This is a genomic window from Streptomyces sp. HSW2009 (assembly GCF_040240285.1).
In the GTDB taxonomy this organism is placed as follows: Bacteria; Actinomycetota; Actinomycetes; order Streptomycetales; family Streptomycetaceae; genus Streptomyces.
The window spans coordinates 1-752 of the sequence record NZ_JBEHZD010001108.1; the positions used below are offsets into that span (position 1 = coordinate 1).

The 752-nt window shown below is 65.8% G+C and carries 1 protein-coding gene; it reads right to left on the bottom strand.

Going from position 1 to position 752, the window contains the following annotated elements:
* Positions 1-752 (bottom strand): transketolase C-terminal domain-containing protein (locus AAHZ94_RS34790; RefSeq protein WP_349997653.1); only part of this gene is annotated, 752 nt, incomplete at both ends.

The window sequence follows — 752 nt, forward strand, 5'->3', positions numbered from 1 at the left end:
CCGCCCACCCGGCCGTTGTCCTCGACCGTGACCACCAATTCGTGCTCCGCAGCCCACCCCACCAACGTGGAATTGACCGGCTTCACCCACCGCGGGTCCACCACCGTCACCCCGATTCCCCGCTCACCCAACAACCGCGCCGCCTCCAACGACACCTGCGCCATCGCCCCCACCGAAACCAACAACACCCGCGACCCACCCACCACCGGCCGCACCAACACATCCACCCCACCCACCGACGCCACCGCATCCACATCCACCCCAACCGAACCCTTCGGATACCGCACCACCGTCGGCGCGTCCTCCACCTCCACCGCCTCCCGCAACAACACCCGCAACCGCGCACCATCCCGCGGCGCCGCCACCCGCAACCCCGGCACCACCTGCAAAATCGACATGTCCCACATCCCATTGTGCGAAGGACCGTCATTCCCCGTCGCACCCGCACGATCCAACGCGAACGTCACCCCACACCCATGCAACGCCACATCCATCAACACCTGATCAAACGCCCGATTCAAAAACGTCGCATACACCGCCACCACCGGATGCACCCCACCAAGCGCCAACCCCGCAGCCGACGTCACCGCATGCTGCTCCGCAATCCCCACATCAAAAACCCGCTCCGGATACGCCTGCGCAAACGCCTGCAACCCCACCGGCTGCAACATCGCCGCCGTAATCCCCACCACATCCTCACGCTCAGCCCCCAACCGCACCATCTCCTCCGAAAACACCGACGTCCAGGAGGG